The organism is Pseudosulfitobacter pseudonitzschiae (assembly GCF_900129395.1).
Lineage (GTDB): Bacteria > Pseudomonadota > Alphaproteobacteria > Rhodobacterales > Rhodobacteraceae > Pseudosulfitobacter > Pseudosulfitobacter pseudonitzschiae.
Map to the genome: position 1 here is coordinate 212522 of NZ_FQVP01000001.1, position 20698 is coordinate 233219.

Here is a 20698-nt window from a genome sequence, read left to right on the forward strand (position 1 = left end):
ACAATAGACGTATCAACATTGCTGCCATGCAGCAAATGCATAGGGGTCACTGACCTATTTTTGCAAAGCGCCCAAGCCTTGTGCAAACCGCCGTTAGGGGTTGCACCTGCGGCGGCAACTGCCACAACAATGGCTGTGGAAAGAGGTATTACATGACACTTACAAACGATCTGATCACCGCCGCGCTGAAACGAGTCGCCTTGCCCGATGGCGGCGACCTGATCAGCCGCGATTTGATTCGTGCCATTCAGATCGACGGCGCCGCCGTGCGATTTGTCATCGAGGCCCCGACGCCAGAGGCGGCGCAGGCCATGGGCGCGGTGCGCGAGGCGGCGCAGGCGGCCGTGGCGGCCATACCGGGCGTGGACAGCGTTCAGGTGGCGCTGACGGCGCATGGCCCTGCCGCGAAACCGTCGACCCCGCCGCCCAGCCTGAAAATCGGCGGCCACCCCAAGCCGCAGGATGGCCCGACCAAGCCCTCGGGGGTTCAGCGCATCCTGGCCATCGGGTCCGGCAAGGGCGGGGTGGGCAAATCGACCGTTTCGTCAAACCTGGCGGTGGCGCTGGCCAGACAGGGCCGCAAGGTCGGCCTGTTGGACGCGGACATCTATGGCCCGTCACAGCCGCGCATGATGGGCGTGAACAAACGCCCCGCGTCGCCTGACGGCAAGACGATCATCCCGCTGCACGCCCATGGCGTCACGCTGATGTCCATCGGTTTCATGATGGAAGAGGGCAAGGCCGTGGTCTGGCGGGGGCCGATGCTGATGGGCGCGCTGCAACAGATGCTGGGGCAGGTGCAGTGGGGCGAGCTGGACGTGCTGCTGGTCGACCTGCCGCCGGGTACGGGCGATGTGCAGCTGACGCTGTGTACCAAATCCGAACTGACGGGGGCCATCGTGGTCAGCACACCGCAGGATGTGGCGCTGATTGATGCGCGCAAGGCGCTGGATATGTTCAAGACGCTGAAAACGCCGGTGCTGGGCCTGATCGAGAACATGTCGATGTTCATCTGCCCCGATTGCGGCGCGCAGCACGAGATCTTTGGCACCGGCGGCGTGGCGGCCGAGGCGCAGAAGATGGGGGTTCCTTTGCTGGGGGCCTTGCCGATTGATCTGGAAACGCGGCTGGCGGGCGACAACGGCACGCCGGTGGCGGCAGGCGACGGGCCGATGGCGCAGGCCTATGCCAAAATTGCCAAGGGGCTGATCGACGGCGGTATGGCCTGAGGGCGCCTCAGTCTGATGTGTTCAGGCTGATGGGCGGTGTGTCTGTATATATAGACACGCCGCGCCCAGCACAGCGCAGCAATCAGCGCATAAACCGCCGAGGCCATCACGGCCCCGACCACGACCCCGGCCCAATATTTTTGAGGCGGGGGCAGTGGCACTTCGACGGTGTAAATCAGCGCAGGCACCAGACCCGCCACCAGAAACAGCGGCAACAGCACGCCCGCCACGAACAGCGCCTGCGTCGCCAGCGCGCGCAGGGCGTCAGTCCAGATGGCAAGGGCGGCGCGCAGGGATGTCATGGGTGCGACGTTCACCTGATCCGCAGTTCATGTGCAAGACGCGGGATTTCATGGGATCGGCGCGGGCTGGCGCGGGAGGTGTGGGAAATCATGGGACGGGATTGGGAAATGACCTCTGAAATCCGAATCACGGGGCCGTGATTCCGGGATTTGGGACCGATTCCGGGCGGATCTCTGAAAATCACTTGAGAACATAAGGGAAACATGGGATATCTTTGCTCCCTGTGGATAAGTTTTTTGGGAAATTATGGGCGGCTGATTTTAGGCTCACACTCGCACAAGATGTTGTGTTCGACCCGTTATCTCGAACAAATTAAGCCAAAATCCGCCGATTTTTATCCACAATATGTTGTGTATAACGTGACGCTCGGACAACAATTTGTGGCTGGGTCCCATAAAAAACTATTGCCGCCCATGAATTCCCATGCGATCACTTGTTCATCGGATGAGAACGAGACACGGGGCACCAAACGACCCCACGCAGACAAACAAGACTCTAGCAGGTTTCATACAGGCACCTCGCTTTCATCAGACCAAAGATCCGGCGCGCGAGCGAGCAGACATCCCCCCAGGTGGCGCGCGCAGCTGGACATCCCGCCCAGCGGGACAAGGCGGCGGGTTGATCAGTGGCAGCAGATCAACCCGCCGTTTTTATTTCAAGCACTGGGGGCGGCATTCGCGGGGGCGCGAGACACACAAAGCCCGAACCATAACGGGCGCAATATTGGGACGGACCAGGCCAGATGGCACGCAGGTTCAGAGGCGAAAGCGACCACAAGGTGGACGCAAAGGGCAGGGTGTCAATCCCGGCCTCGTTTCGCCGTGTGATCGAAGGGTCCGATCCTGACTGGAAAGAAGGCCTGCCGCCCCGCATCATCATCGTTTATGGCGGCAAGACCCGCGATTACCTCGAAGGGTTCACCATCGAGGCCATGGATGAGGTTGACGAGAAGATCTCGAAACACCCGCGCGGTTCGGCCAAGCGCAAGGCGATGGAGCGTCTGTATTCGACGCAAGCCATCGAAACCGTGGTGGATGAGACGGGCCGCATCGTCCTGTCGGCAAAGCTGCGCGAAAAGATCGGCCTGACCGACATGGCCCGCTTTGCCGCCTCGGGTGATACCTTTGAAATCTGGAACCCGGAGACCTTTGACGCGGTCCATGACGACCTTGAGGGCGACGGCTATGACCCGGACCTTGACCCGTCCGTCTACCTGGACGGGGAGCTGGACTGATCATGGCTGGGGGGCCACATATTCCGGTTCTGATCAACGCCATCCTGCGCCACTGCGCGCCCATTACGGGGACATGGCTGGACGGAACCTTTGGCGCGGGCGGCTATACCCGTGCGCTGCTTGAGGCGGGCGCTGATCGCGTGATTGCCGTGGACCGTGACCCGCTGGCCTTCGAGATGGCGGCGGGCTGGGCGGGCGACTATGGCGACCGGATCGTCATGCAGCAGGGCGTGTTTTCGAAACTGGACGAATATGTACAGGATCTGGACGGTGTTGTACTGGATCTGGGCGTCAGCTCGATGCAGCTGGACCTGGCCGAGCGCGGCTTTTCCTTCATGCGCGACGGGCCGCTGGACATGCGGATGAGCCAGGACGGGCCGTCGGCGGCCGATCTGGTCAACAACGCGGACGAGGCGGTGCTGGCCAATATCCTGTTTCACTACGGCGAGGAGCGCGCCAGCCGTCGCATCGCCAAGGCGATTGTGCGCGAGCGTGGCATCGCGCCGATCACCACGACCCTGCGTCTGGCGAAGATCGTCGAATCCTGCCTGCCACGGTCCAAGCCGAACCAGTCGCACCCCGCCACCCGCAGCTTTCAGGCGCTGCGCATCGCGGTGAATGACGAATATGGCGAGCTTTATCAGGGGCTTATGGCGGCCGAGCGGGCGTTGAAACCCGGCGGGCAACTGGCTGTGGTCACGTTTCATTCGGTCGAGGACCGCATGGTCAAACGCTTTTTGACCGCACGCACCGGCAGTCAGGCCAACGCCAACCGCTATGCCCCCGAGGCCGAGGCGCAAGCCGCGCAATTTACCCAGAAGACCCGCAAGGCCATTGCCGCGGACGCCGACGAGGTGGACGCCAACCCGCGCGCGCGGTCGGCCAAGCTGCGGGTGGCGACGCGCACCGAGGTTCCCGCAGGTCAGATTGACGCAAAATCCATAGGTATGCCGCATACGGCTGGAGTGTTCGAATAAATGAGATCGGTTCTTTATATTCTGACAGTGATGACCGTGATCGGGTTGGCGTTCTGGGCCTACCGCGAGAATTACGCGACGCAAAAGGCCCTGTCCCAGACGGACAGGCTGCGCCACCAGATCCAGCAGTCCCATGCGCGGCTGGCCGTGTTGCGGGCCGAATGGGCCTATCTGAACCGTCCCGACCGCCTGCGCGATCTGGCGGATGTGAACTTTGACAGCCTCGGCCTGTTGCCGCTGGCGCCCGAGCAATTCGGCATGATTGATCAGGTCGCCTATCCGCCTGCGCCCGAATTCCTGCCCATCACCAACCCCGTGGATGTCTCGAACATGGAGGCAAGCGAATGATCCGCGTCCCCCTGCGCCCGCTGGCGCGTATCCTGCCTGCCCGTGCGAACGGCGAAAACCCCGACGCGATCGAACGCGAGAACAAACGCATCCGCCACGAGGAAATGCGCGACCGGATGCGGGCGCGGGCCGAAAGCCGCCTGTTGATTCTGGGCATGTTCTTTGTCTGCGCCTTTGTCGTGGTGGGCGCGCGCATGGGGCTGTTGTCGATTTCCGAGCCGATGGAGCCGCGCACCTATGCGCCGGGGGCGTCCATTTCCGCCGCCCGTGCCGACATTGTCGACCGCAACGGCGCGCTCTTGGCGACCAACTTCGAGACCCACGCGCTTTATGCGCAGCCGACGCACATGATCGACCCGGTCGCCGCCGCTGAAAAACTGGTGCAGATCTTCCCGGATCTGGATCACGACCGGCTGGTCCGCGACTTTACCGGCAAGCGCAAGTTCCTGTGGATCAAGAAAACCATGAGCCCCGAGCAGATGCAGGCCGTGCACGAGATCGGCGATCCGGGCCTGATGTTCGGTCCGCGTGATATGCGGCTTTATCCCAACGGCACGCTGGCGGCCCATGTTCTGGGCGGCGCGTCCTTTGGCAAGGAAGGCGTCAGCGCCGCCGAGGTGATCGGCGTGGCCGGGGTCGAGAAATATTTCGACAACTATCTGCGCGATCCCGACAATGCGGGCAAACCGCTGACCCTGTCGCTGGACCTGACGGTTCAGGCCGCCGCCGAGCGCGTGCTGTGGGGCGGCATGAAGCTGATGAACGCCAAGGGCGCCACATCGGTTCTGATGGACGTGCACACCGGCGAGGTGATCTCGGTCGTGTCCCTGCCGACCTTTGACCCCAACAACCGCCCGCGCCCCGCAATCGCGGGTGATCCGTCCGACAGCCCGCTGTACAACCGGTCGGTGCAGGGCGTGTACGAACTGGGTTCGGTGTTCAAGATTTTCGCAGCCGCGCAGGCCATCGATCTGGGGCTGGTCACCGCCGACACGATGATCGACACCACGCCGCCGATGCGGGTGGGTGGCTATCCCATCGGTGAATTCAACCGCAAGAACTATGGCGTGATCAGCGTCACCGATGTCATCATGCATTCCTCAAACCGTGGGTCGGGCCGGTTGGCCTTGCAGATCGGTGCGGCGCGTCAGCAGGAATTCCTGAAGAAACTGGGTTTCTTCGAAGCGACCCCCTTCGAAATTGTCGAAGCGGCCCAGGGCAAGCCGTTGCTGCCCAAGCAATGGACCGATCTGAGCGCGGTGACCGTTTCCTATGGCCACGGTCTGTCGACCTCGCCCATGCAGTTGGCCGCTGCCTATTCGGCGATTGCCAACGGTGGCTATATCGTCAAGCCGACGATCCTCAAGCAGGACGTGCGCAACCTTCAGGGCGAACGGGTGATGAGCGCCAAGGCCGCCGCTGATGCCCGCATGATGTTGCGCAAGGTGGTGACCGACGGCACTGCCAGCTTTGGCGAAGTGCCCGGCTATGCGGTGGGTGGCAAGACCGGATCGGCGGACAAGCCCAACCCTCAGGGTGGCTATTACAAGGACCGCAACATCTCGACCTTTGCCAGCATGTTTCCGACGAATGACCCGAAATACGTGCTGATCGTCTCGCTGGACGAGCCGGTGGAAACTTCGGGCGACAAGCCGCGTCGCACCGCCGGTTGGACCACCGTGCCCGTCGCCGCCGAGATGATCCGCCGTCTGGCGCCGTTGCTGGGTTTGAGACCAACCGTTGAACCGACCACACTGGCTGATATAACGCTGACCAGCAGCAACTAAGCCGAAAAGGCAACTCTATGGTCACGCCCCGCAGTATCACGTTGAATTCTCTGGGGCTGATGGCCGTGTCGGGGGCGAATCCGCCGCTGGTCAACCTGTGCGTTGACAGCCGCGAAGCGCGCGAGGGCACGTTGTTTGCCGCCATGCCGGGCAGCCGTGTGCACGGAGCCAGCTTTATCGAGGGGGCATTGCAGCGCGGTGCCTCTGCCATTCTGACGGACCGGGCGGGGGCCGAGCTGGCGCGTGATGCGCTTGCGGCCTCTGACGCGGCACTTGTCATCACCGACACCCCGCGCGAGACATTGGCCCGCACCGCCGCGTTGTTCTTTGGCGCGCAGCCGCAGGTGATGGTCGCGGTCACCGGCACCAATGGCAAAACATCCGTCTCGACCTTTGTCCGGCAGATCTGGATCGAGCTGGGCCTGTCCGCGATCAATCTTGGCACCACCGGTGTCGAGGGCGCATGGACCGCCCCGCTGGCCCACACCACGCCCGAGCCGATCACCCTGCACCGCACGCTGGCGGCGGCTGCATCGCGCGGGATCACCCATGCGGCGATGGAAGCCTCGTCGCACGGGCTGGACCAGCGGCGGCTGGACGGCGTGGTGCTGCGCGCGGCAGGTTTCACCAATTTCACGCAGGACCATCTGGACTATCACCACAGCTTTGACGCCTATTTCGACGCCAAGGCGGGCCTGTTCGCCCGTGTTTTGCCCGAAGACGGCACTGCCGTGATCAACATTGACGACGAGCGCGGTGTCGATATGGCCGCCATCGCCAAGGCGCGCGGCCAGCAGGTCATGACCGTGGGCCGCGCAGGGGGCGATCTGCATCTGGCGGGGCAACGCATGGACGCCACGGGGCAGGACATCCGGCTGGTGCATCTGGGCAAGGTCTATCAGGCGCGTCTGAACCTGATCGGGGATTTTCAGGCCGACAACGTGGCGCTGGCTGCAGGGCTGGTGATCGCCTGCGGGGCCGAGCCGTCGCATGTGTTTGACACGCTGCCGCATCTGGTGACGGTCAAGGGACGGATGCAACTGGCCGCGACCCGCGAAAACGGGGCGGCGGTGTTTGTGGATTATGCCCATACGCCCGATGCGGTGGAAACCGCGCTGTCGGCCATGCGCCCGCACGTGATGGGCCGTCTGATCGCCATCGTCGGCGCTGGCGGTGACCGTGACGCAGGCAAACGCCCGTTGATGGGGGCGGCAGCGGCGGCCAATGCCGACGTGGTGATCGTCACCGATGACAACCCCCGATCCGAAGACCCTGCCACCATCCGTGCCGCCGTTCTGGGCGGCTGTCCCGAGGCGCTTGAGGTCGGGGACCGGGCAGAGGCGATCCTGCGCGGTGTGGACATGCTGGAGCCGGGTGATGCGCTGCTGATTGCGGGCAAGGGGCATGAGACGGGGCAGATCGTTGGCGACGACGTGCTGCCCTTTGATGACACGGAGCAGGCCAGCCTTGCTGTTGCCGCTCTGGAAGGACGCCTGACATGACAGATCCGCTGTGGACCGCCGCCGACGCCGCCGAGGCCACGGGCGGCACCGTCACCAAGGATTGGGCTGCAAAGGGTGTGTCCATCGACACCCGCACGCTGGAACCGGGTGACCTGTTCGTGGCCCTGAAGGACGTGCGCGACGGTCATGATTTTGTGGCGCAAGCCCTTGCGAAGGGGGCTGCCGCGGCGCTGGTGACCCATGTGCCCGACGGTGTCGCCAATAACGCACCCTTGTTGATCGTTCCCGACGTGCTGAAGGCATTGGAGGCCCTGGGTCGCAAGGGCCGCGCCCGCACCCGTGCCCGCGTGGTCGCGGTGACCGGCAGTGTCGGCAAGACCTCGACCAAGGAAATGTTGCTGGCCATGCTGTCCGATCAGGGGCGCACCCATGCGTCCGTGGCCAGCTATAACAATCACTGGGGTGTGCCGCTGACGCTGGCGCGGATGCCGCAGGACACCGAATACGCGGTGATCGAGATCGGCATGAACCACCCCGGAGAGATCGCCCCGCTGGCCCGCATGGCGCGGCCGCACGTGGCGCTGATCACGACAGTGGCCGCCGCACACCTTGAAGCATTCGACGACATCACAGGCATCGCGGTGGAAAAGGCCAGCATCATCGACGGGTTGGAATACGGCGGCTCTGCTATCCTGAACAACGACGTGGAAACCGCCGCCATCCTGCAGGCCAAGGCGCTGGACGCCAAGCGCAAGGATGTGGGCTTTGGCTGGCACGGCTTTGACTATGTCCTGAAGGATGTGCGGCTGCTGAGCGACACCACCGTCGTGCAGGCCGAAGTGGACGGCACCCCGCTGGTGTTCAAGATCGCGACGGCGGGGCAGCATTTCGCGATGAACGGGTTGGGCGCGCTGGCCGCCTGTGCCGAGCTGGGCGCCGATCTGGCGCTGGCGGCGCAAAGTCTGGGGCGCTGGACGCCCTTCAAGGGGCGCGGCGCGCGTGAAACGATCTTTCTTGATCCGGTCGAACGTGACCTGACGCTGGAACTGATCGACGACAGCTATAATGCCAACCCCACGTCGATGGCGGCGGCGCTGGACGTGCTGGCCGCCGCCGAAGTCACCCACGACACAGGCCGTGTGCGCCGGGGCCGACGGATCGCGGTGCTGGGCGACATGAAAGAGCTGGGCGATGATGCCGTAAAACTGCACGCACAACTGGCCGATCTGGACGCGATGGAAAACATCGACCGCGTGCATTGCATCGGTCCGCTGATGCGCACGCTGTATGACACGCTGCCCGAGCATCAGCGCGGCCGCTGGTGTGAAACCTCCGAAGAGATGGCCAAGGTGCTGCGCGCGCGCCTGGACGCAGGCGATGTTGTGCTGGCCAAGGGCTCGCTCAGCATGAAACTGGCGCTGGTCGTTGACGCAATCCGCAAAATGGGCCATCCGGTCGAAAACGTCTGAACCCGCTTCGGGCCAGAATAATAAAATGAGTTGGAACATCTGAAATGCTTTATTGGTTGACCGCACTGTCGGACGGTGGCGATGTTTTTAACCTCTTTCGCTATATCACCTTCCGCGCGGGCGGGGCCTTTTTGACGGCGCTTCTGTTCGGCTTTATCTTTGGTCAGCCGCTGATCAACGTGCTGCGCCGCACCCAGGGCAAGGGCCAGCCGATCCGTAATGACGGCCCCGAGGGGCATTTTGTCAAAGCCGGCACGCCGACCATGGGCGGTCTGCTGATCGTGGGGGCGCTGTTGACGTCGACATTGCTGTGGGCGCGGCTGGACAATCCGTTTGTCTGGGTTGTGTTGTTCGTCACCATATCCTTTGCCGCCATCGGCTTTGCCGACGACTATGCCAAGGTGTCCAAGCAGACGACCGCAGGGGTGTCGGGCAAGATGCGCCTGCTGCTGGGGTTCCTGATCGCAGGCATCGCGGGCTATGTTTCGGCGCTGTATCATCCGGCCGAGTTGCAGAACCAGCTGGCGATGCCGGTTTTCAAGGACACGCTGATCAACCTTGGCTATCTGTTCGTGCCCTTTGCCATCATCGTGATCGTGGGGTCGGCCAATGCGGTCAACCTGACCGACGGTCTGGACGGGCTGGCCATCATGCCGGTGATGATCGCCGCAGGCGCATTGGGCGTGATCGCCTATGCGGTGGGCCGCGTCGACTTTACCGAATATCTTGACGTGCATTACGTCCCCGGCACCGGTGAAATCCTGATTTTCACCGCGGGGCTCTTTGGGGGCGGGCTGGGTTTCCTGTGGTACAACGCGCCCCCCGCTGCGGTGTTCATGGGCGATACCGGCAGCCTTGCGCTGGGCGGCGCGCTGGGCGCCATCGCGGTTGCGACCAAGCATGAACTGGTGCTGGCCATCGTCGGCGGCCTGTTCGTGGTCGAGGCGCTGAGCGTCATCATCCAGGTGCTTTATTTCAAACGCACCGGCAAGCGCGTGTTCCTGATGGCACCGATCCACCACCACTATGAGAAAAAGGGGTGGGCCGAACCGCAGATCGTCATCCGCTTCTGGATCATCTCGCTGATCCTCGCGATGATCGGCCTTGCCACGCTCAAGGTCCGGTAATCATGACCGCATCTGTGCGTCTGAGGTTTGAAGAAATCCGTGGGGGGCGCTGCCTGCAAGGGCAGGGACGGCGCAGAGCCCCTGTACCCCTTACCGTAAAGGCCCATACCGTAAAGGATTGCGTCCAATGATCCCCGTCCAAGGTTTCCAAGGCGCCCGTGTCGCCGTTCTGGGGCTGGGCCGTTCGGGCCTGTCGGCTGCCCGTGCGCTGGCAGCCGGTGGCGCGGTGCCGATCTGCTGGGATGACAACCCGGCCGCGCAGGCCAAGGCCGAGGCTGAAGGGTTCACCGTTCAGGACCTGCATCATCCCAGCGCCTTTGGCGATATCGCGCGGCTGATCGTCAGCCCCGGCATTCCGCATCTGTACCCTGCGCCCAACTCTATCGTGGCGGCTGCACAGCTTGCGGGCGTGCCCGTGGACAATGACATCGGCCTGTTCTTCCAGAGCTTTGCGACACCTGAATGGGCCTCTTACGACACCGTGCCGCGTGTGATCGCGGTCACCGGATCGAACGGGAAATCGACCACTTCGGCGCTGATCCATCACATCCTGACCGAGGCTGGGCGCGAGAGCCAGCTGGCGGGCAACATCGGGCGCGGCGTGCTGGACATCGACCCGCCGCAGGACGGCGGCGTTGTGGTGCTGGAGCTGTCGTCCTACCAGACCGACCTGGCGCGCAGCCTGACGCCGGATGTGGCCGTGTTCACCAACCTCAGCCCCGACCATCTGGACCGGCACGCGGGCATGGGGGGCTATTTCGCGGCCAAGCGTCGCCTGTTCGCCGAGGGTGGCCCCGACCGCGCGGTGATCGGCGTGGACGAGGTCGAGGGACGGTTTCTGGCAGGGCAGCTGTCCGAGGGACCGACCGACGACCGTGTGATCCGCATTTCGGTCGCGGCGAAACTGGCCGGACCGGGCTGGAACGTCTTTGCGCGCAAGGGGTTCCTGTCGGAGTATCGCAAGGGCAAGCAGGTGGCGTCGATTGATCTGCGCGGCGTCAAGGGCTTGCCCGGGGCGCACAATCATCAGAACGCTTGCGCCGCCTTTGCCGCCTGCCGGTCGCTGGGGTTGGCCCCGCGCGTGATCGAAGCGGCGTTCCACAGTTTTGGCGGCCTGCCGCACCGCAGTCAGTTGATCGCGGAGGCGGGCGGCGTGGCCTATGTGAACGACAGCAAGGCCACCAACGTCGACAGCGCGCTGAAGGCGCTGGAGGCGTTCCAGAACATCCGCTGGATCTGTGGTGGCTTGCAGAAAGAGGGTGGGCTGGACCCGCTGAACGCGGTGTCGGGGTCGGTGAAAAAGGCCTATGTGATCGGGCGCGAAGCGGCGGCTTTTGCCGTGCAACTGGACGCCGAAACGCAAGTTTGCGGGACCATGGCCTCGGCGGTCGCGGCGGCGATGGCCGACGCCGAGGCGGGCGATACGGTGCTGCTGGCGCCGGCGGCGGCCAGTTTTGACCAGTACGACAGCTTCGAGAAACGCGGCGACGACTTCGTGGCAGAGGTTCGGGCGCGGCTGGGTTTGTCTTAGGCTGCCGCAATCGCCCGCGCCGCCGCCATGCCCGACGACCACGCCCACTGAAAGTTGTAGCCGCCCAGCCAGCCGGTGACATCGACCGCTTCACCGATGGCATAGAGGCCCGGAACGTCCTTGGCCTGCATGGTTTTTGACGACAGCGCGTCGGTGTCGATGCCGCCAAGGGTGACCTCGGCGGTGCGGTAGCCTTCGGTGCCCGTGGGGGTCAGCTGCCAGTTCTGGATGCGGTCCACCAGCGTGTCGATGCGCGCGTCGGACTGGTCGGCCAGGTTGCCGGTCAGCACCCAGTCGTCTTTCATGAAGTCCACCAGCCGCGACGGCAGATGGGCGGCCAGTTCCGTCGTCAGGTTGCGCCGACCGTAGTGCTGGCGTTGCGCGCGCAGGGCGGGGGCGATGGTGTTCTGCGGGTCAAGGTTCAGCGTGACGGTCTGACCTTCGCGCCAATAGCTGGACACTTGCAGCACCGCAGGGCCGGACAGGCCGCGGTGGGTGAACAGCACCGCCTCGTCAAAGCTGGGGCCGTCCGCCGCCATGCGCGCCGGGGCGGCGACACCGGCCAGTGGGACAAAGCGCCCTTCGGAAAAGGTAAAGGGGACGAGCCCGGGGCGGGTTTCAGTGACGGGTATCGCGAACTGGCGCGCGATGTCATAGGCCAAGCCGGTCGCGCCCATCTTGGGGATCGACTTGCCGCCCGTGGCCAGAACCAGATTGCGCGTCTGAATTTGCAAAGCGCCATCAGGGGTTTGCAAGGCAACTGCAAAGCCTTCCGCAGACTTTGCAACACTCTGGACAGAAGTTTGCAAATGCAACGTGGCCCCTGCATCGGCCATCATTCCCGTCAGCATCGCCACGATCTGCTTGGCCGAGCCGTCGCAGAACAGCTGTCCCAAGGTTTTCTCATGCCAGGCAATGCCATGGCGGTCGACCAGCTCGATGAAATCCCATTGTGTGTAGCGCGCCAGCGCCGATTTGGCGAAATGCGGATTGCCCGAGATAAAGGCCTGCGGGTCGCAATACATATTGGTGAAATTGCACCGCCCGCCGCCCGAGATGCGGATTTTCTCGCCGGGCGATTTGGCGTGGTCCACGATCACGACGCGCTTGTCAGAATGCGCACCCGCATGGGCCGCGCACATCATGCCGGCCGCACCGGCGCCTATGATCAACGTGTCAATCTGCATCGCTCTGCCCTGCCTGATTGTGCGGGTGCGGTCAAGAAATCGCTGAGAGCCTTTGACCTTGTCCTTCGAGGGCATAGGTAGGGGGCAACGCGATATAGAAAGGACCGTCCCATGAACACGCTAGATGCCGGCATGCCCTTCCCGCAAATCCAGATGAACACCGTCGGCGGCGGCACCCGCACGCTGGGCAAGGCGCACAATGGCCATGACTGGCAGCTGGTTGTCGTCTATCGCGGCCTGCACTGTCCGATCTGCAAACGCTATCTGTCGCAACTGCAAGAGATGGCTTCGGCCTTTTACGACCAGAAGGTCGAGGTCATCGTGGTCTCTGCCGATCCGCTGGAAAAGGCGCAGAAGATGGTGGAGGAACAGGCGCTTGAGCTGCCTGTTGCCTATGATCTCAGCCCCGAGCAGATGGCGCAGCTGGGCCTTTATATCTCGGACCCGCGCGGCCCTCAGGAAACCGACCGCCCCTTTGCCGAGCCTGGCACATTCGTGGTGAATGGCGATGGAAACCTGCAAATCGTCGACGTGTCGAACGCGCCTTTCGCGCGGCCCGACCTGGACGCGCTGCTGCGCGGTATCACCTTTGTGCGCGAAAAAGACTATCCCGTTCGCGGCACCCGCGCCCACCCCTGATCGGCGGCTGGTTGCCCAGTGGCGGGCAGGGGTGAAACCCACTAGCCCGCAGGGACTTTTCCAGCTATGATGCGCATCAGACCCCGCAAAGGGGCGACCTGAGGCAGTTCTAGGCGGTTTGACATGACAGAAATGGTGTATGGTGCAGCACCGGTGCGCGATGGCGAGCCGATCCTGCCGAAATGGTGGCGCACAATCGACATGTGGTCGATGTCGTGCATTCTCATCCTGTTCACGATCGGACTGCTTCTGGGACTGGCCGCATCGCCGCCGCTGGCGGCGAAGAACGGCTTCGAGGCCTTTCACTACGTGCAACGACAGGCGTTTTTCGGATGTGTCGCGCTGGTCGCCATGATGCTGACCTCGATGATGACACCGGTGATGGTGCGCCGTCTGGCGGTGGTCGGGTTCCTTTTGACATTTGTGGCGCTGATGCTGCTGCCGTTTTTCGGCACCGATTTTGGCAAGGGTGCAACGCGGTGGTTCTCGCTGGGCTTTGCCAGCGTGCAGCCGTCCGAGTTCCTGAAGCCGGGTTTCGTGGTGGTCTGTGCCTGGATGATGGCCGCGGGGCAGGACCTGAACGGTCCTCCGGGGCGGATGTGGTCGTTCATCCTCTGCGTGACGATTGTGCTGATGCTGGCGTTGCAGCCCGACTTTGGTCAGGCCTGTCTGGTGTTGTTCGGCTGGGGCGTGATGTATTTCGTCGCCGGTGCGCCCATGCTGCTGCTGGTGGGCATGGCGGGGCTGGTCGTGATGGCGGGCACCGTGGCCTATTCCAGCTCTGAACATTTTGCGCGCCGGATTGACGGGTTTCTGAGCGCGGACATCGACCCCACGACGCAGCTGGGCTATGCCACCAACGCGATCCGCGAAGGCGGCCTGTTCGGCGTTGGCGTCGGCGAGGGCGAGGTGAAATGGTCGCTTCCCGATGCGCACACCGACTTTATCATTGCCGTGGCGGCCGAAGAATACGGGCTGATCCTGGTGCTGGTGATCATCGCGCTTTACACGGTTGTGGTGGTGCGGTCGCTGCTGCGCCTGATGCGCGAGCGTGATCCGTTCATCCGGCTGGCGGGCACCGGGCTGGCCTGTACCTTTGGCGTGCAGGCGATGATCAACATGGGCGTGGCCGTGCGGTTGCTGCCGGCCAAGGGGATGACGCTGCCCTTTGTCAGCTATGGGGGGTCGTCGGTCATTGCCTCGGGAATCGCGCTGGGGATGCTGTTGGCGTTCACCCGCACCCGTCCCCAGGGCGAGATCAGCGATTTGCTGGGCCGGGGCCGCGGCCGATGAAACAGCCGCTTTTGTTGATCGCAGCCGGTGGCACGGGCGGGCACATGTTCCCCGCGCAGGCGCTGGCCGAAGAGATGTTGCGCCGTGGCTGGCGGGTGAAGCTGTCGACGGACGCGCGCGGGGCGCGCTATACGGGCGGCTTTCCCCATTCCACCCAGATCGAACAGATCAGCAGCGCCACATTTGCGCGCGGCGGTCTTCTGGCCAAGGCGGCGGTGCCCTTCCGCATTGCGGGCGGCGTGCTGGGGGCGATCATCAAGATGATGCGCGACCGGCCGGATGTTGTCGTGGGCTTTGGTGGCTATCCGTCGATTCCGGCGATGGCGGCGGCCACGGCACTGCGTCTGCCGCGCATGATCCACGAACAGAACGGCGTTCTGGGCCGTGTGAACCAGATTTTCGCCAAACGCGTTCTTGCGGTGGCCTGTGGCACGTGGCCAACCGAACTGCCCGAGGGCATCGAAGGCTATTACGTCGGCAACCCCGTGCGCCGCGCGGTGCTGGAACGGGCCGAGGCAGGGTATATCGTGCCCGGTGACTATCCGATGGAGCTGTTGGTGATCGGCGGCAGCCAGGGCGCGCGGGTGCTGAGCGACGTGGTCCCGCCCGCCATCGCTCAGCTGCCGATAGAGATGGTGCGCAACATCCGTGTCAGCCACCAGGCCCGCGAGGAAGACATGGACCGTGTGGCCGAATACTATGCCCAGGCGGGCATCGACGCGGATGTGCAGCCGTTCTTTGACGATGTGCCGCGCCGCATGACCGAGGCGCAGTTGGTGATCTCGCGGTCGGGCGCATCTTCCGTGGCTGACATTGGCGTGATCGGCCGCCCGTCGATCCTGATCCCCTTTGCCGCCGCCACCGGCGACCACCAGACCGCAAACGCACGCGGGCTGGTCGATGCCGGGGCGGCCATCCTGATCCCCGAGGATGCGCTGACGCCTGCCAGCCTGGCCGAGCAGATCCATGCTGTTCTGGACAATCCGAACGGGGCATTGCAAATGGCCTCCGCCGCGCATGGCCACGCCAAACCGGCAGCCGCACTTGAACTGGCCGTGATGGTCGAAACCCTCGCGGGGAGAGGAACAGAAGAATGAACGCCGCCACAAAACTGCCCGGAGACGTCGGCCCCATTCATTTCGTCGGCATCGGCGGAATCGGTATGTCGGGCATTGCCGAAGTGTTGTTGAACCATGGCTATGTGGTGCAAGGTTCGGACCTGAAGAAATCCAAGATCACCGACCGATTGGAAGAACTGGGCGCGCTGGTGTTCGAAGGCCAGCGGGCCGAAAACATCGAAGACGCGCAGGTGGTGGTGATTTCCTCGGCGATCAAGCCGGGGAACGCCGAACTGGACGCCGCCCGTGCACGCGGTCTGCCCATCGTGCGCCGTGCCGAGATGCTGGCCGAGCTGATGCGGTTGAAATCGAACATCGCCATTGCGGGCACCCACGGCAAGACCACGACGACCACGATGGTCGCCGCCCTGCTGGACGAGGGCAAGTTTGACCCCACGGTGGTCAACGGCGGGGTGATCCACGCCTATGGCAGCAACGCCCGCAAGGGCGAGGGCGAATGGATGGTGGTCGAGGCGGACGAAAGCGACGGCACCTTCAACCGTCTGCCCGCGACGATTGCCATCGTCACGAATATCGACCCCGAGCATATGGAGCATTGGGGCACCGAGGAAAACCTGCACAAGGGGTTCCTGGATTTCGTGTCCAACATTCCCTTTTACGGGCTGGCCGTGTGCTGCACCGATGACGCGGATGTGCAAAGCCTTGTGGGCAAGCTGACCGACCGGCGGGTGACCACATACGGGTTCAACGCGCAGGCCGATGTGCGGGCGGTCAACCTGACCTATGTCAACGGCGTGGCGCATTTCGATATCGTGCTGCGGGCGGAAAACAAGATCATCGACGGCTGCACCCTGCCGATGCCGGGCGACCACAACGTGTCGAATGCGCTGGCGGCGGTGGCCGTGGCGCGGCATCTGGGCATGAAAAGCGGCGAGATCCGCAAGGCGCTGGCCAATTTCGGTGGTGTGAACCGCCGCTTTACCCGTGTGGGCGTGGTCGATGGTGTGACCATCATCGACGATTACGGTCACCATCCGGTCGAGATTGCCGCCGTGCTGCGTGCCGCGCGGCAGGCGACCGAGGGCCGCGTGATCGCGGTGCACCAGCCGCACCGCTATTCGCGTCTGTCCCACCACTTTGCGGAATTCTGCACCTGTTTTAACGACGCCGATGTCGTCGGCATTGCCGAGGTTTACGCAGCGGGGGAACAGCCCATTCCCGGTGCATCGCGCGACGATCTGGTTGCCGGTCTGACCCGCAGCGGGCATCGCCACGCCTTTGCCGTAATGGACGAGGATGATCTGGAGCGGCTGGTGCGCGCGCACGCGCGTCCCGGCGACATGGTTGTCTGCCTTGGGGCCGGGACGATCAGCACATGGGCCAATGCCTTGCCGAAGCGGTTGCAAAAGGGCGCGGCATGACCCTGCTGTGGCTCTCGGTGGCGTGGGTCTTTGCCGCCGCCGCCGTGGCCTTGCTGCCGATGCGCCGCCAATATGTGCCCGGTGTTGCCTTGCTGATCGCGGCCCCTGTTCTGATCGTGATGATCGGTCTTCAGGTGGCGTGGTGGGCCGGGCTGCTGGCCTTTGCTGCCTTTGTTTCGATGTTTCGCAATCCGCTGCGCTATTTCTACGCACGCCTGAGGGGGCAACGACCGGAGCTTCCTGACCAATGACACTTTCACTGATATTCGCCTGTCTCTGGGCGCTGGCCGCCAATGTGATCGCCATGACGCCAAGCCGCGATCACCATTGGCGGGTGGCCTATGTCCTGATTGCCGTTGGCATCCCGATACTGGGCTATGTCACGATGCAGCACGGGCCGTGGATCGGCCTGATGGTGATGGTCGCGGGGGCGTCGATGCTGCGTTGGCCGGTGATCTACCTGGGGCGTTGGCTGCGCAGCCGGACGCTGGGAAAATGATCCCGGTTTCGGCCTTTGTCCCGCCGCTGATCCTGGGGGCTGTGGCGATGTACATCGGCCTGCGCGGCTATATCCGGCTGTATCTGTATTATGTGCCGCTGTCGCTGGTGATCATCGCCGCGCTGCTGTGGCTCGGCCTTGGCGTGCCGCCCTACAACAACAGCGTCATCGTGGCTTTGCTGGCAATGGGCCTGTTTCTTTGCGCCTGTTTTGGTATGGGGTGGATCATTCACCGTTTCCTGACCCGCAAGAGCAGACCCTGACATGATCGATCTTCCGCCCGTCCGTGGCAAGCTGACCCCCAATCGCGACCTGAGCGATCTGACATGGCTGCGCGTGGGCGGGCCTGCGGACTGGTTGTTCCAGCCTGCGGACGAGGAGGACCTGGCGCAGTTCCTGGCGGCCTTGCCCGGAGATGTCGCCGTGTTCCCGATGGGCGTGGGCAGCAACCTGATCGTGCGCGATGGCGGTCTGCGCGCCGTGGTGATCCGGCTGGGACGCGGGTTCAACGGGATCGAGGTTTCGGGCGACACCGTCACGGCGGGAGCGGCGGCGCTGGACGCGCATGTGGCGCGGCGCGCCGCGGACGCAGGCGTGGACCTGACATTCCTGCGCACCATTCCGGGCAGCATCGGCGGTGCAGTGCGCATGAACGCGGGCTGCTACGGCAGCTATACGGCGGATGTGTTCCAATCTGCACGCGTGATCCTGCGCGACGGCGCGGTGGTGACCCTGACGCCCGCGCAGATGAATTTCCGCTACCGGCAAAGCGACCTGCCGCAGGGGGCGGTGCTGGTTAGCGCCACGCTGCGCGGCCCTGCCGGCGATCCTGCCGCGTTGCACGACCGGATGGCGGCGCAACTGCAAAAGCGGGACGAGACCCAGCCCACCAAGGACCGCAGCGCCGGATCGACCTTTCGCAACCCTGCCGGGTTTTCATCGACGGGGCAGGCCGACGACGTGCACGATTTGAAGGCCTGGAAGGTCATCGACGATGCGGGCCTGCGCGGCGCCACGGTGGGTGGCGCGCAAATGAGCCCCAAGCATTCCAATTTCCTGATCAACACCGGCAATGCCACTGCGGCGGACCTTGAAAACCTTGGTGAAAAGGTGCGAAAAGAGGTTTACGCAACCAGCGGTATCACGCTAGAGTGGGAAATTATGCGCATCGGCGAACCGCGCGCGGATTTGCCGGTTCACAAGATGGCAGAACGACCAGAATAACGACCAAAAACAACGATCAGTTGAACGATCAGGACCGAAAACCGGTCACAACGATAAGAGTCCGCAAAGGGCTTGGGATACAGAGGCACTAACGTGGGTCAGTCGAGCAGGACACCCTCGAAAGTTGCGGTACTATTGGGTGGACCCTCCGCTGAACGCGAGGTTTCGCTCTCAAGCGGACACGCTTGCGCCGCCGCTTTGCGGGATGAAGGATTTGACGTGGTCGAGGTCGATGCAGGCCCCGACCTCGTTGCGCGTTTACAGGACATCAAACCGGATGCCGTTCTCAACTGCCTGCACGGGCGGTGGGGCGAAGATGGCTGTGTGCAGGGTTTGCTGGAGTGGATCGGCGTGCCTTATTCGCATTCCGGCGTGCTGGCCTCGGCGCTGGCGATGGACAAACAGCGCAGCAAGGAAGTGTTCCGCTCTGCCGGTCTGCCGGTGCTTGAGAGCATGATCTGCACCAAGGCCGAAGTGATGGCGGGCCACGTGATGCCGCCGCCCTATGTGGTCAAGCCCAACAACGAAGGATCGTCCGTCGGGGTCTATCTGGTGGGCAAGGACAACAATGGTCCGCCGCAGTTGAGCGACAGCATGCCTGCCGAGGTGATGGTGGAAACCTTTGCTCCGGGCCGCGAGCTGACGACAAGCGTGATGGGCGACCGCGCATTGACGGTCACGGATATCCTGACGACCGGCTGGTACGACTACGACGCCAAATACAAACCGGGCGGATCGACCCACGTGGTGCCCGCCGAGATCCCGCAGGAGATTTTCGACCTGTGCATGGAATATGCCGTGCGTGCGCACAAGGCGCTGGGATGCCGTGGCATCAGCCGCACCGATTTCCGCTGGGATGAAAGCCGGGGCGCGGCGGGGCTGATCCTGTTGGAAACCAACACCCAGCCCGGCATGACGCCGACATCGCTGTCGCCCGAGCAGGCCGATAAGACCGGCATGTCCTTTGGCAAGCTGTGCCGCTGGATGGTGGAGGACGCATCGTGCCATCGCTGATCCGTCGCAACCGCACACCCAAGGCCGATCCGGCACCGTCGCGCTGGGCTTGGCGGTTGCAACGCCTGATGCTGACACCGGGGTTCCGGTTCGGCCTGCGTTTTGGCCTGCCGTTCACGGTGGCGCTGGTGGCAGGGGCGATCTACCTTGGCAATGATGCGCGCCGCCAGACCGTTCTGGACACCATCGCCGAAGCCCGCCGCGCGATCGAGGAACGGCCCGAGTTCATGGTATCGGTGATGGCCATCGACGGGGCGACCACCGAAACCGGCGAGGATATCCGGGAAATCCTGCCGATTGATTTTCCCGTGTCGTCCTTTGACCTGGACCTGGAGCACATCCGGCGCACTGTCGCGGGGCTGGACCCTGTGAAAGAGGCGACCGTGCGCATCCGGCCGGGCGGTATCCTGCAGATTGACGTGACACCGCGTGTGCCGGTTGCCATCTGGCGCCAGGCCGACGGGCTGACCCTGATCGACGAAACCGGCGCCCATGTCGCCAGCATTGCCCGCCGCAACCTGCGTCCCGACCTGCCTTTGGTGGCGGGCGAGGGGGCGGACAAGGCTGTGACCGAGGCGCTTGAACTGATCGAAGCCGCGGCCCCGCTGGGCAGCCGCCTGCGCGGTGTCGTGCGCATCGGCCTGCGCCGCTGGGACGTGGTTCTGGACCGCGAACAACGTGTGCTTTTGCCGGAATACGGTGCTGTTCCGGCACTGGAACGGGTGATCGCGCTGGAGAACGCACAGGACGTTCTGTCGCGCGACGTGGCGCGGTTGGACATGCGAATTGCAGAGCGTCCCACCGTGAAAATGAATGAGGCCGCAACACAAGAAATGTGGCGTATCCGTAAAATCGAGATGGACAGGCAGTGATA

21 protein-coding genes are annotated in these 20698 nt (G+C 63.7%); 19 read left to right on the top strand and 2 right to left on the bottom strand.

All coding sequences use genetic code 11. From position 1 onward, the window contains the following. Nucleotides 1-152 precede the first annotated feature (152 nt). Nucleotides 153-1229, top strand: coding sequence for an Mrp/NBP35 family ATP-binding protein (locus BUC08_RS01015; protein ID WP_037921462.1), 1077 nt, complete (start codon nt 153-155; stop codon nt 1227-1229). On the opposite strand, the gene BUC08_RS01020 is transcribed toward BUC08_RS01015, so the two are convergent. After that, nucleotides 1184-1531: a hypothetical protein gene (locus BUC08_RS01020; RefSeq protein WP_037921461.1), complete on the bottom strand. Its 348-nt coding sequence runs from the start codon at nt 1529-1531 to the stop codon at nt 1184-1186. The genes BUC08_RS01015 and BUC08_RS01020 overlap by 46 nt on opposite strands. Nucleotides 1532-2274: 743 nt before the next feature. Between BUC08_RS01020 and mraZ the strand changes: the two genes are divergently transcribed. The 8 genes from mraZ to murD all read left to right on the top strand — a co-directional run bounded on the left by mraZ (nt 2275) and on the right by murD (nt 11468). Next, nucleotides 2275-2766, top strand: coding sequence for a division/cell wall cluster transcriptional repressor MraZ (gene mraZ, locus BUC08_RS01025; RefSeq protein ID WP_037921460.1), 492 nt, complete (start codon nt 2275-2277; stop codon nt 2764-2766). A 2-nt stretch (nt 2767-2768) separates the two neighbouring features. Further along, on the top strand, nt 2769-3743 hold the full coding sequence (rsmH, locus tag BUC08_RS01030; RefSeq protein WP_037921457.1) for a 16S rRNA (cytosine(1402)-N(4))-methyltransferase RsmH: 975 nt from the start codon (nt 2769-2771) through the stop codon (nt 3741-3743). Then, nucleotides 3744-4091, top strand: a complete 348-nt coding sequence (ftsL, locus tag BUC08_RS01035; RefSeq protein ID WP_028956029.1) for a cell division protein FtsL — start codon at nt 3744-3746, stop codon at nt 4089-4091. Beyond that, the gene (locus BUC08_RS01040) at nt 4088-5878 is read left to right on the top strand and encodes a peptidoglycan D,D-transpeptidase FtsI family protein (RefSeq protein WP_037921454.1); all 1791 of its coding nucleotides are present in this window, start codon (nt 4088-4090) and stop codon (nt 5876-5878) included. Before ftsL ends, BUC08_RS01040 begins: the two co-directional genes overlap by 4 nt. Before the next feature lie 17 nt (nt 5879-5895). Next, a complete protein-coding gene (locus BUC08_RS01045; RefSeq protein ID WP_037921451.1) occupies nt 5896-7380 on the top strand; it encodes a UDP-N-acetylmuramoyl-L-alanyl-D-glutamate--2,6-diaminopimelate ligase in 1485 nt (494 codons plus the stop codon). After that, nucleotides 7377-8810, top strand: a complete 1434-nt coding sequence (locus BUC08_RS01050) for a UDP-N-acetylmuramoyl-tripeptide--D-alanyl-D-alanine ligase (RefSeq protein ID WP_037921449.1) — start codon at nt 7377-7379, stop codon at nt 8808-8810. The genes BUC08_RS01045 and BUC08_RS01050 overlap by 4 nt, the downstream gene beginning before the upstream one ends. A gap of 44 nt (nt 8811-8854) precedes the next feature. Beyond that, nucleotides 8855-9937 carry a phospho-N-acetylmuramoyl-pentapeptide-transferase gene (mraY, locus tag BUC08_RS01055; protein WP_037921446.1) on the top strand — a complete coding sequence of 361 codons (1083 nt, stop codon included), beginning with the start codon at nt 8855-8857 and terminating at the stop codon, nt 9935-9937. A 127-nt stretch (nt 9938-10064) separates the two neighbouring features. Beyond that, nucleotides 10065-11468 carry a UDP-N-acetylmuramoyl-L-alanine--D-glutamate ligase gene (gene murD / locus BUC08_RS01060; protein ID WP_037921442.1) on the top strand — a complete coding sequence of 468 codons (1404 nt, stop codon included), beginning with the start codon at nt 10065-10067 and terminating at the stop codon, nt 11466-11468. On the opposite strand, the gene BUC08_RS01065 is transcribed toward murD, so the two are convergent. Next, the gene (locus tag BUC08_RS01065; protein WP_037921441.1) at nt 11465-12655 is read right to left on the bottom strand and encodes a BaiN/RdsA family NAD(P)/FAD-dependent oxidoreductase; all 1191 of its coding nucleotides are present in this window, start codon (nt 12653-12655) and stop codon (nt 11465-11467) included. The two genes, murD and BUC08_RS01065, sit on opposite strands and share 4 nt — an antisense overlap. A gap of 111 nt (nt 12656-12766) precedes the next feature. Between BUC08_RS01065 and BUC08_RS01070 the strand changes: the two genes are divergently transcribed. The 10 genes from BUC08_RS01070 (at nt 12767) to BUC08_RS01115 (ending at nt 20696) form a co-directional block, all read left to right on the top strand. After that, the gene (locus BUC08_RS01070) at nt 12767-13294 is read left to right on the top strand and encodes a peroxiredoxin-like family protein (protein ID WP_037921439.1); all 528 of its coding nucleotides are present in this window, start codon (nt 12767-12769) and stop codon (nt 13292-13294) included. A gap of 123 nt (nt 13295-13417) precedes the next feature. Continuing rightward, entirely contained in the window at nt 13418-14587 is a 1170-nt protein-coding gene (gene ftsW, locus BUC08_RS01075) for a putative lipid II flippase FtsW (protein WP_037921438.1), read from the top strand. Next, the gene (locus BUC08_RS01080; protein WP_037921435.1) at nt 14584-15684 is read left to right on the top strand and encodes a UDP-N-acetylglucosamine--N-acetylmuramyl-(pentapeptide) pyrophosphoryl-undecaprenol N-acetylglucosamine transferase; all 1101 of its coding nucleotides are present in this window, start codon (nt 14584-14586) and stop codon (nt 15682-15684) included. The genes ftsW and BUC08_RS01080 overlap by 4 nt, the downstream gene beginning before the upstream one ends. Further along, entirely contained in the window at nt 15681-17087 is a 1407-nt protein-coding gene (gene murC / locus BUC08_RS01085; protein ID WP_037921432.1) for a UDP-N-acetylmuramate--L-alanine ligase, read from the top strand. The genes BUC08_RS01080 and murC overlap by 4 nt, the downstream gene beginning before the upstream one ends. Continuing rightward, nucleotides 17084-17338: a DUF2484 family protein gene (locus BUC08_RS01090; protein ID WP_037921429.1), complete on the top strand. Its 255-nt coding sequence runs from the start codon at nt 17084-17086 to the stop codon at nt 17336-17338. Before murC ends, BUC08_RS01090 begins: the two co-directional genes overlap by 4 nt. Further along, the gene (locus BUC08_RS01095) at nt 17335-17586 is read left to right on the top strand and encodes a DUF2484 family protein (RefSeq protein WP_037921423.1); all 252 of its coding nucleotides are present in this window, start codon (nt 17335-17337) and stop codon (nt 17584-17586) included. Before BUC08_RS01090 ends, BUC08_RS01095 begins: the two co-directional genes overlap by 4 nt. Further along, nucleotides 17583-17849 (top strand): hypothetical protein, encoded by a 267-nt coding sequence (locus BUC08_RS01100; RefSeq protein ID WP_037921421.1) that lies wholly within the window; start codon nt 17583-17585, stop codon nt 17847-17849. The genes BUC08_RS01095 and BUC08_RS01100 overlap by 4 nt, the downstream gene beginning before the upstream one ends. Nucleotide 17850: 1 nt before the next feature. Next, on the top strand, nt 17851-18810 hold the full coding sequence (murB, locus tag BUC08_RS01105) for a UDP-N-acetylmuramate dehydrogenase (RefSeq protein WP_037921419.1): 960 nt from the start codon (nt 17851-17853) through the stop codon (nt 18808-18810). 93 nt (nt 18811-18903) lie between these two features. Beyond that, the gene (locus tag BUC08_RS01110) at nt 18904-19824 is read left to right on the top strand and encodes a D-alanine--D-alanine ligase (protein WP_073194084.1); all 921 of its coding nucleotides are present in this window, start codon (nt 18904-18906) and stop codon (nt 19822-19824) included. Next, nucleotides 19812-20696 (top strand): cell division protein FtsQ/DivIB, encoded by an 885-nt coding sequence (locus BUC08_RS01115; protein WP_037921414.1) that lies wholly within the window; start codon nt 19812-19814, stop codon nt 20694-20696. The genes BUC08_RS01110 and BUC08_RS01115 overlap by 13 nt, the downstream gene beginning before the upstream one ends. Nucleotides 20697-20698: the final 2 nt, after the last annotated feature.

Excerpts from the sequence above, each read along its gene's own strand:
- BUC08_RS01015 (WP_037921462.1), top strand. The coding sequence starts at position 153 with ATGACACTTACAAACGATCTGATCACCGCCGCGCTGAAACGAGTCGCC.
- BUC08_RS01020 (WP_037921461.1), bottom strand. The coding sequence starts at position 1,531 with ATGACATCCCTGCGCGCCGCCCTTGCCATCTGGACTGACGCCCTGCGC.
- mraZ (WP_037921460.1), top strand. The coding sequence starts at position 2,275 with ATGGCACGCAGGTTCAGAGGCGAAAGCGACCACAAGGTGGACGCAAAG.
- rsmH (WP_037921457.1), top strand. The coding sequence starts at position 2,769 with ATGGCTGGGGGGCCACATATTCCGGTTCTGATCAACGCCATCCTGCGC.
- ftsL (WP_028956029.1), top strand. The coding sequence starts at position 3,744 with ATGAGATCGGTTCTTTATATTCTGACAGTGATGACCGTGATCGGGTTG.
- BUC08_RS01040 (WP_037921454.1), top strand. The coding sequence starts at position 4,088 with ATGATCCGCGTCCCCCTGCGCCCGCTGGCGCGTATCCTGCCTGCCCGT.
- BUC08_RS01045 (WP_037921451.1), top strand. The coding sequence starts at position 5,896 with ATGGTCACGCCCCGCAGTATCACGTTGAATTCTCTGGGGCTGATGGCC.
- BUC08_RS01050 (WP_037921449.1), top strand. The coding sequence starts at position 7,377 with ATGACAGATCCGCTGTGGACCGCCGCCGACGCCGCCGAGGCCACGGGC.
- mraY (WP_037921446.1), top strand. The coding sequence starts at position 8,855 with ATGCTTTATTGGTTGACCGCACTGTCGGACGGTGGCGATGTTTTTAAC.
- murD (WP_037921442.1), top strand. The coding sequence starts at position 10,065 with ATGATCCCCGTCCAAGGTTTCCAAGGCGCCCGTGTCGCCGTTCTGGGG.
- BUC08_RS01065 (WP_037921441.1), bottom strand. The coding sequence starts at position 12,655 with ATGCAGATTGACACGTTGATCATAGGCGCCGGTGCGGCCGGCATGATG.
- BUC08_RS01070 (WP_037921439.1), top strand. The coding sequence starts at position 12,767 with ATGAACACGCTAGATGCCGGCATGCCCTTCCCGCAAATCCAGATGAAC.
- ftsW (WP_037921438.1), top strand. The coding sequence starts at position 13,418 with ATGACAGAAATGGTGTATGGTGCAGCACCGGTGCGCGATGGCGAGCCG.
- BUC08_RS01080 (WP_037921435.1), top strand. The coding sequence starts at position 14,584 with ATGAAACAGCCGCTTTTGTTGATCGCAGCCGGTGGCACGGGCGGGCAC.
- murC (WP_037921432.1), top strand. The coding sequence starts at position 15,681 with ATGAACGCCGCCACAAAACTGCCCGGAGACGTCGGCCCCATTCATTTC.
- BUC08_RS01090 (WP_037921429.1), top strand. The coding sequence starts at position 17,084 with ATGACCCTGCTGTGGCTCTCGGTGGCGTGGGTCTTTGCCGCCGCCGCC.
- BUC08_RS01095 (WP_037921423.1), top strand. The coding sequence starts at position 17,335 with ATGACACTTTCACTGATATTCGCCTGTCTCTGGGCGCTGGCCGCCAAT.
- BUC08_RS01100 (WP_037921421.1), top strand. The coding sequence starts at position 17,583 with ATGATCCCGGTTTCGGCCTTTGTCCCGCCGCTGATCCTGGGGGCTGTG.
- murB (WP_037921419.1), top strand. The coding sequence starts at position 17,851 with ATGATCGATCTTCCGCCCGTCCGTGGCAAGCTGACCCCCAATCGCGAC.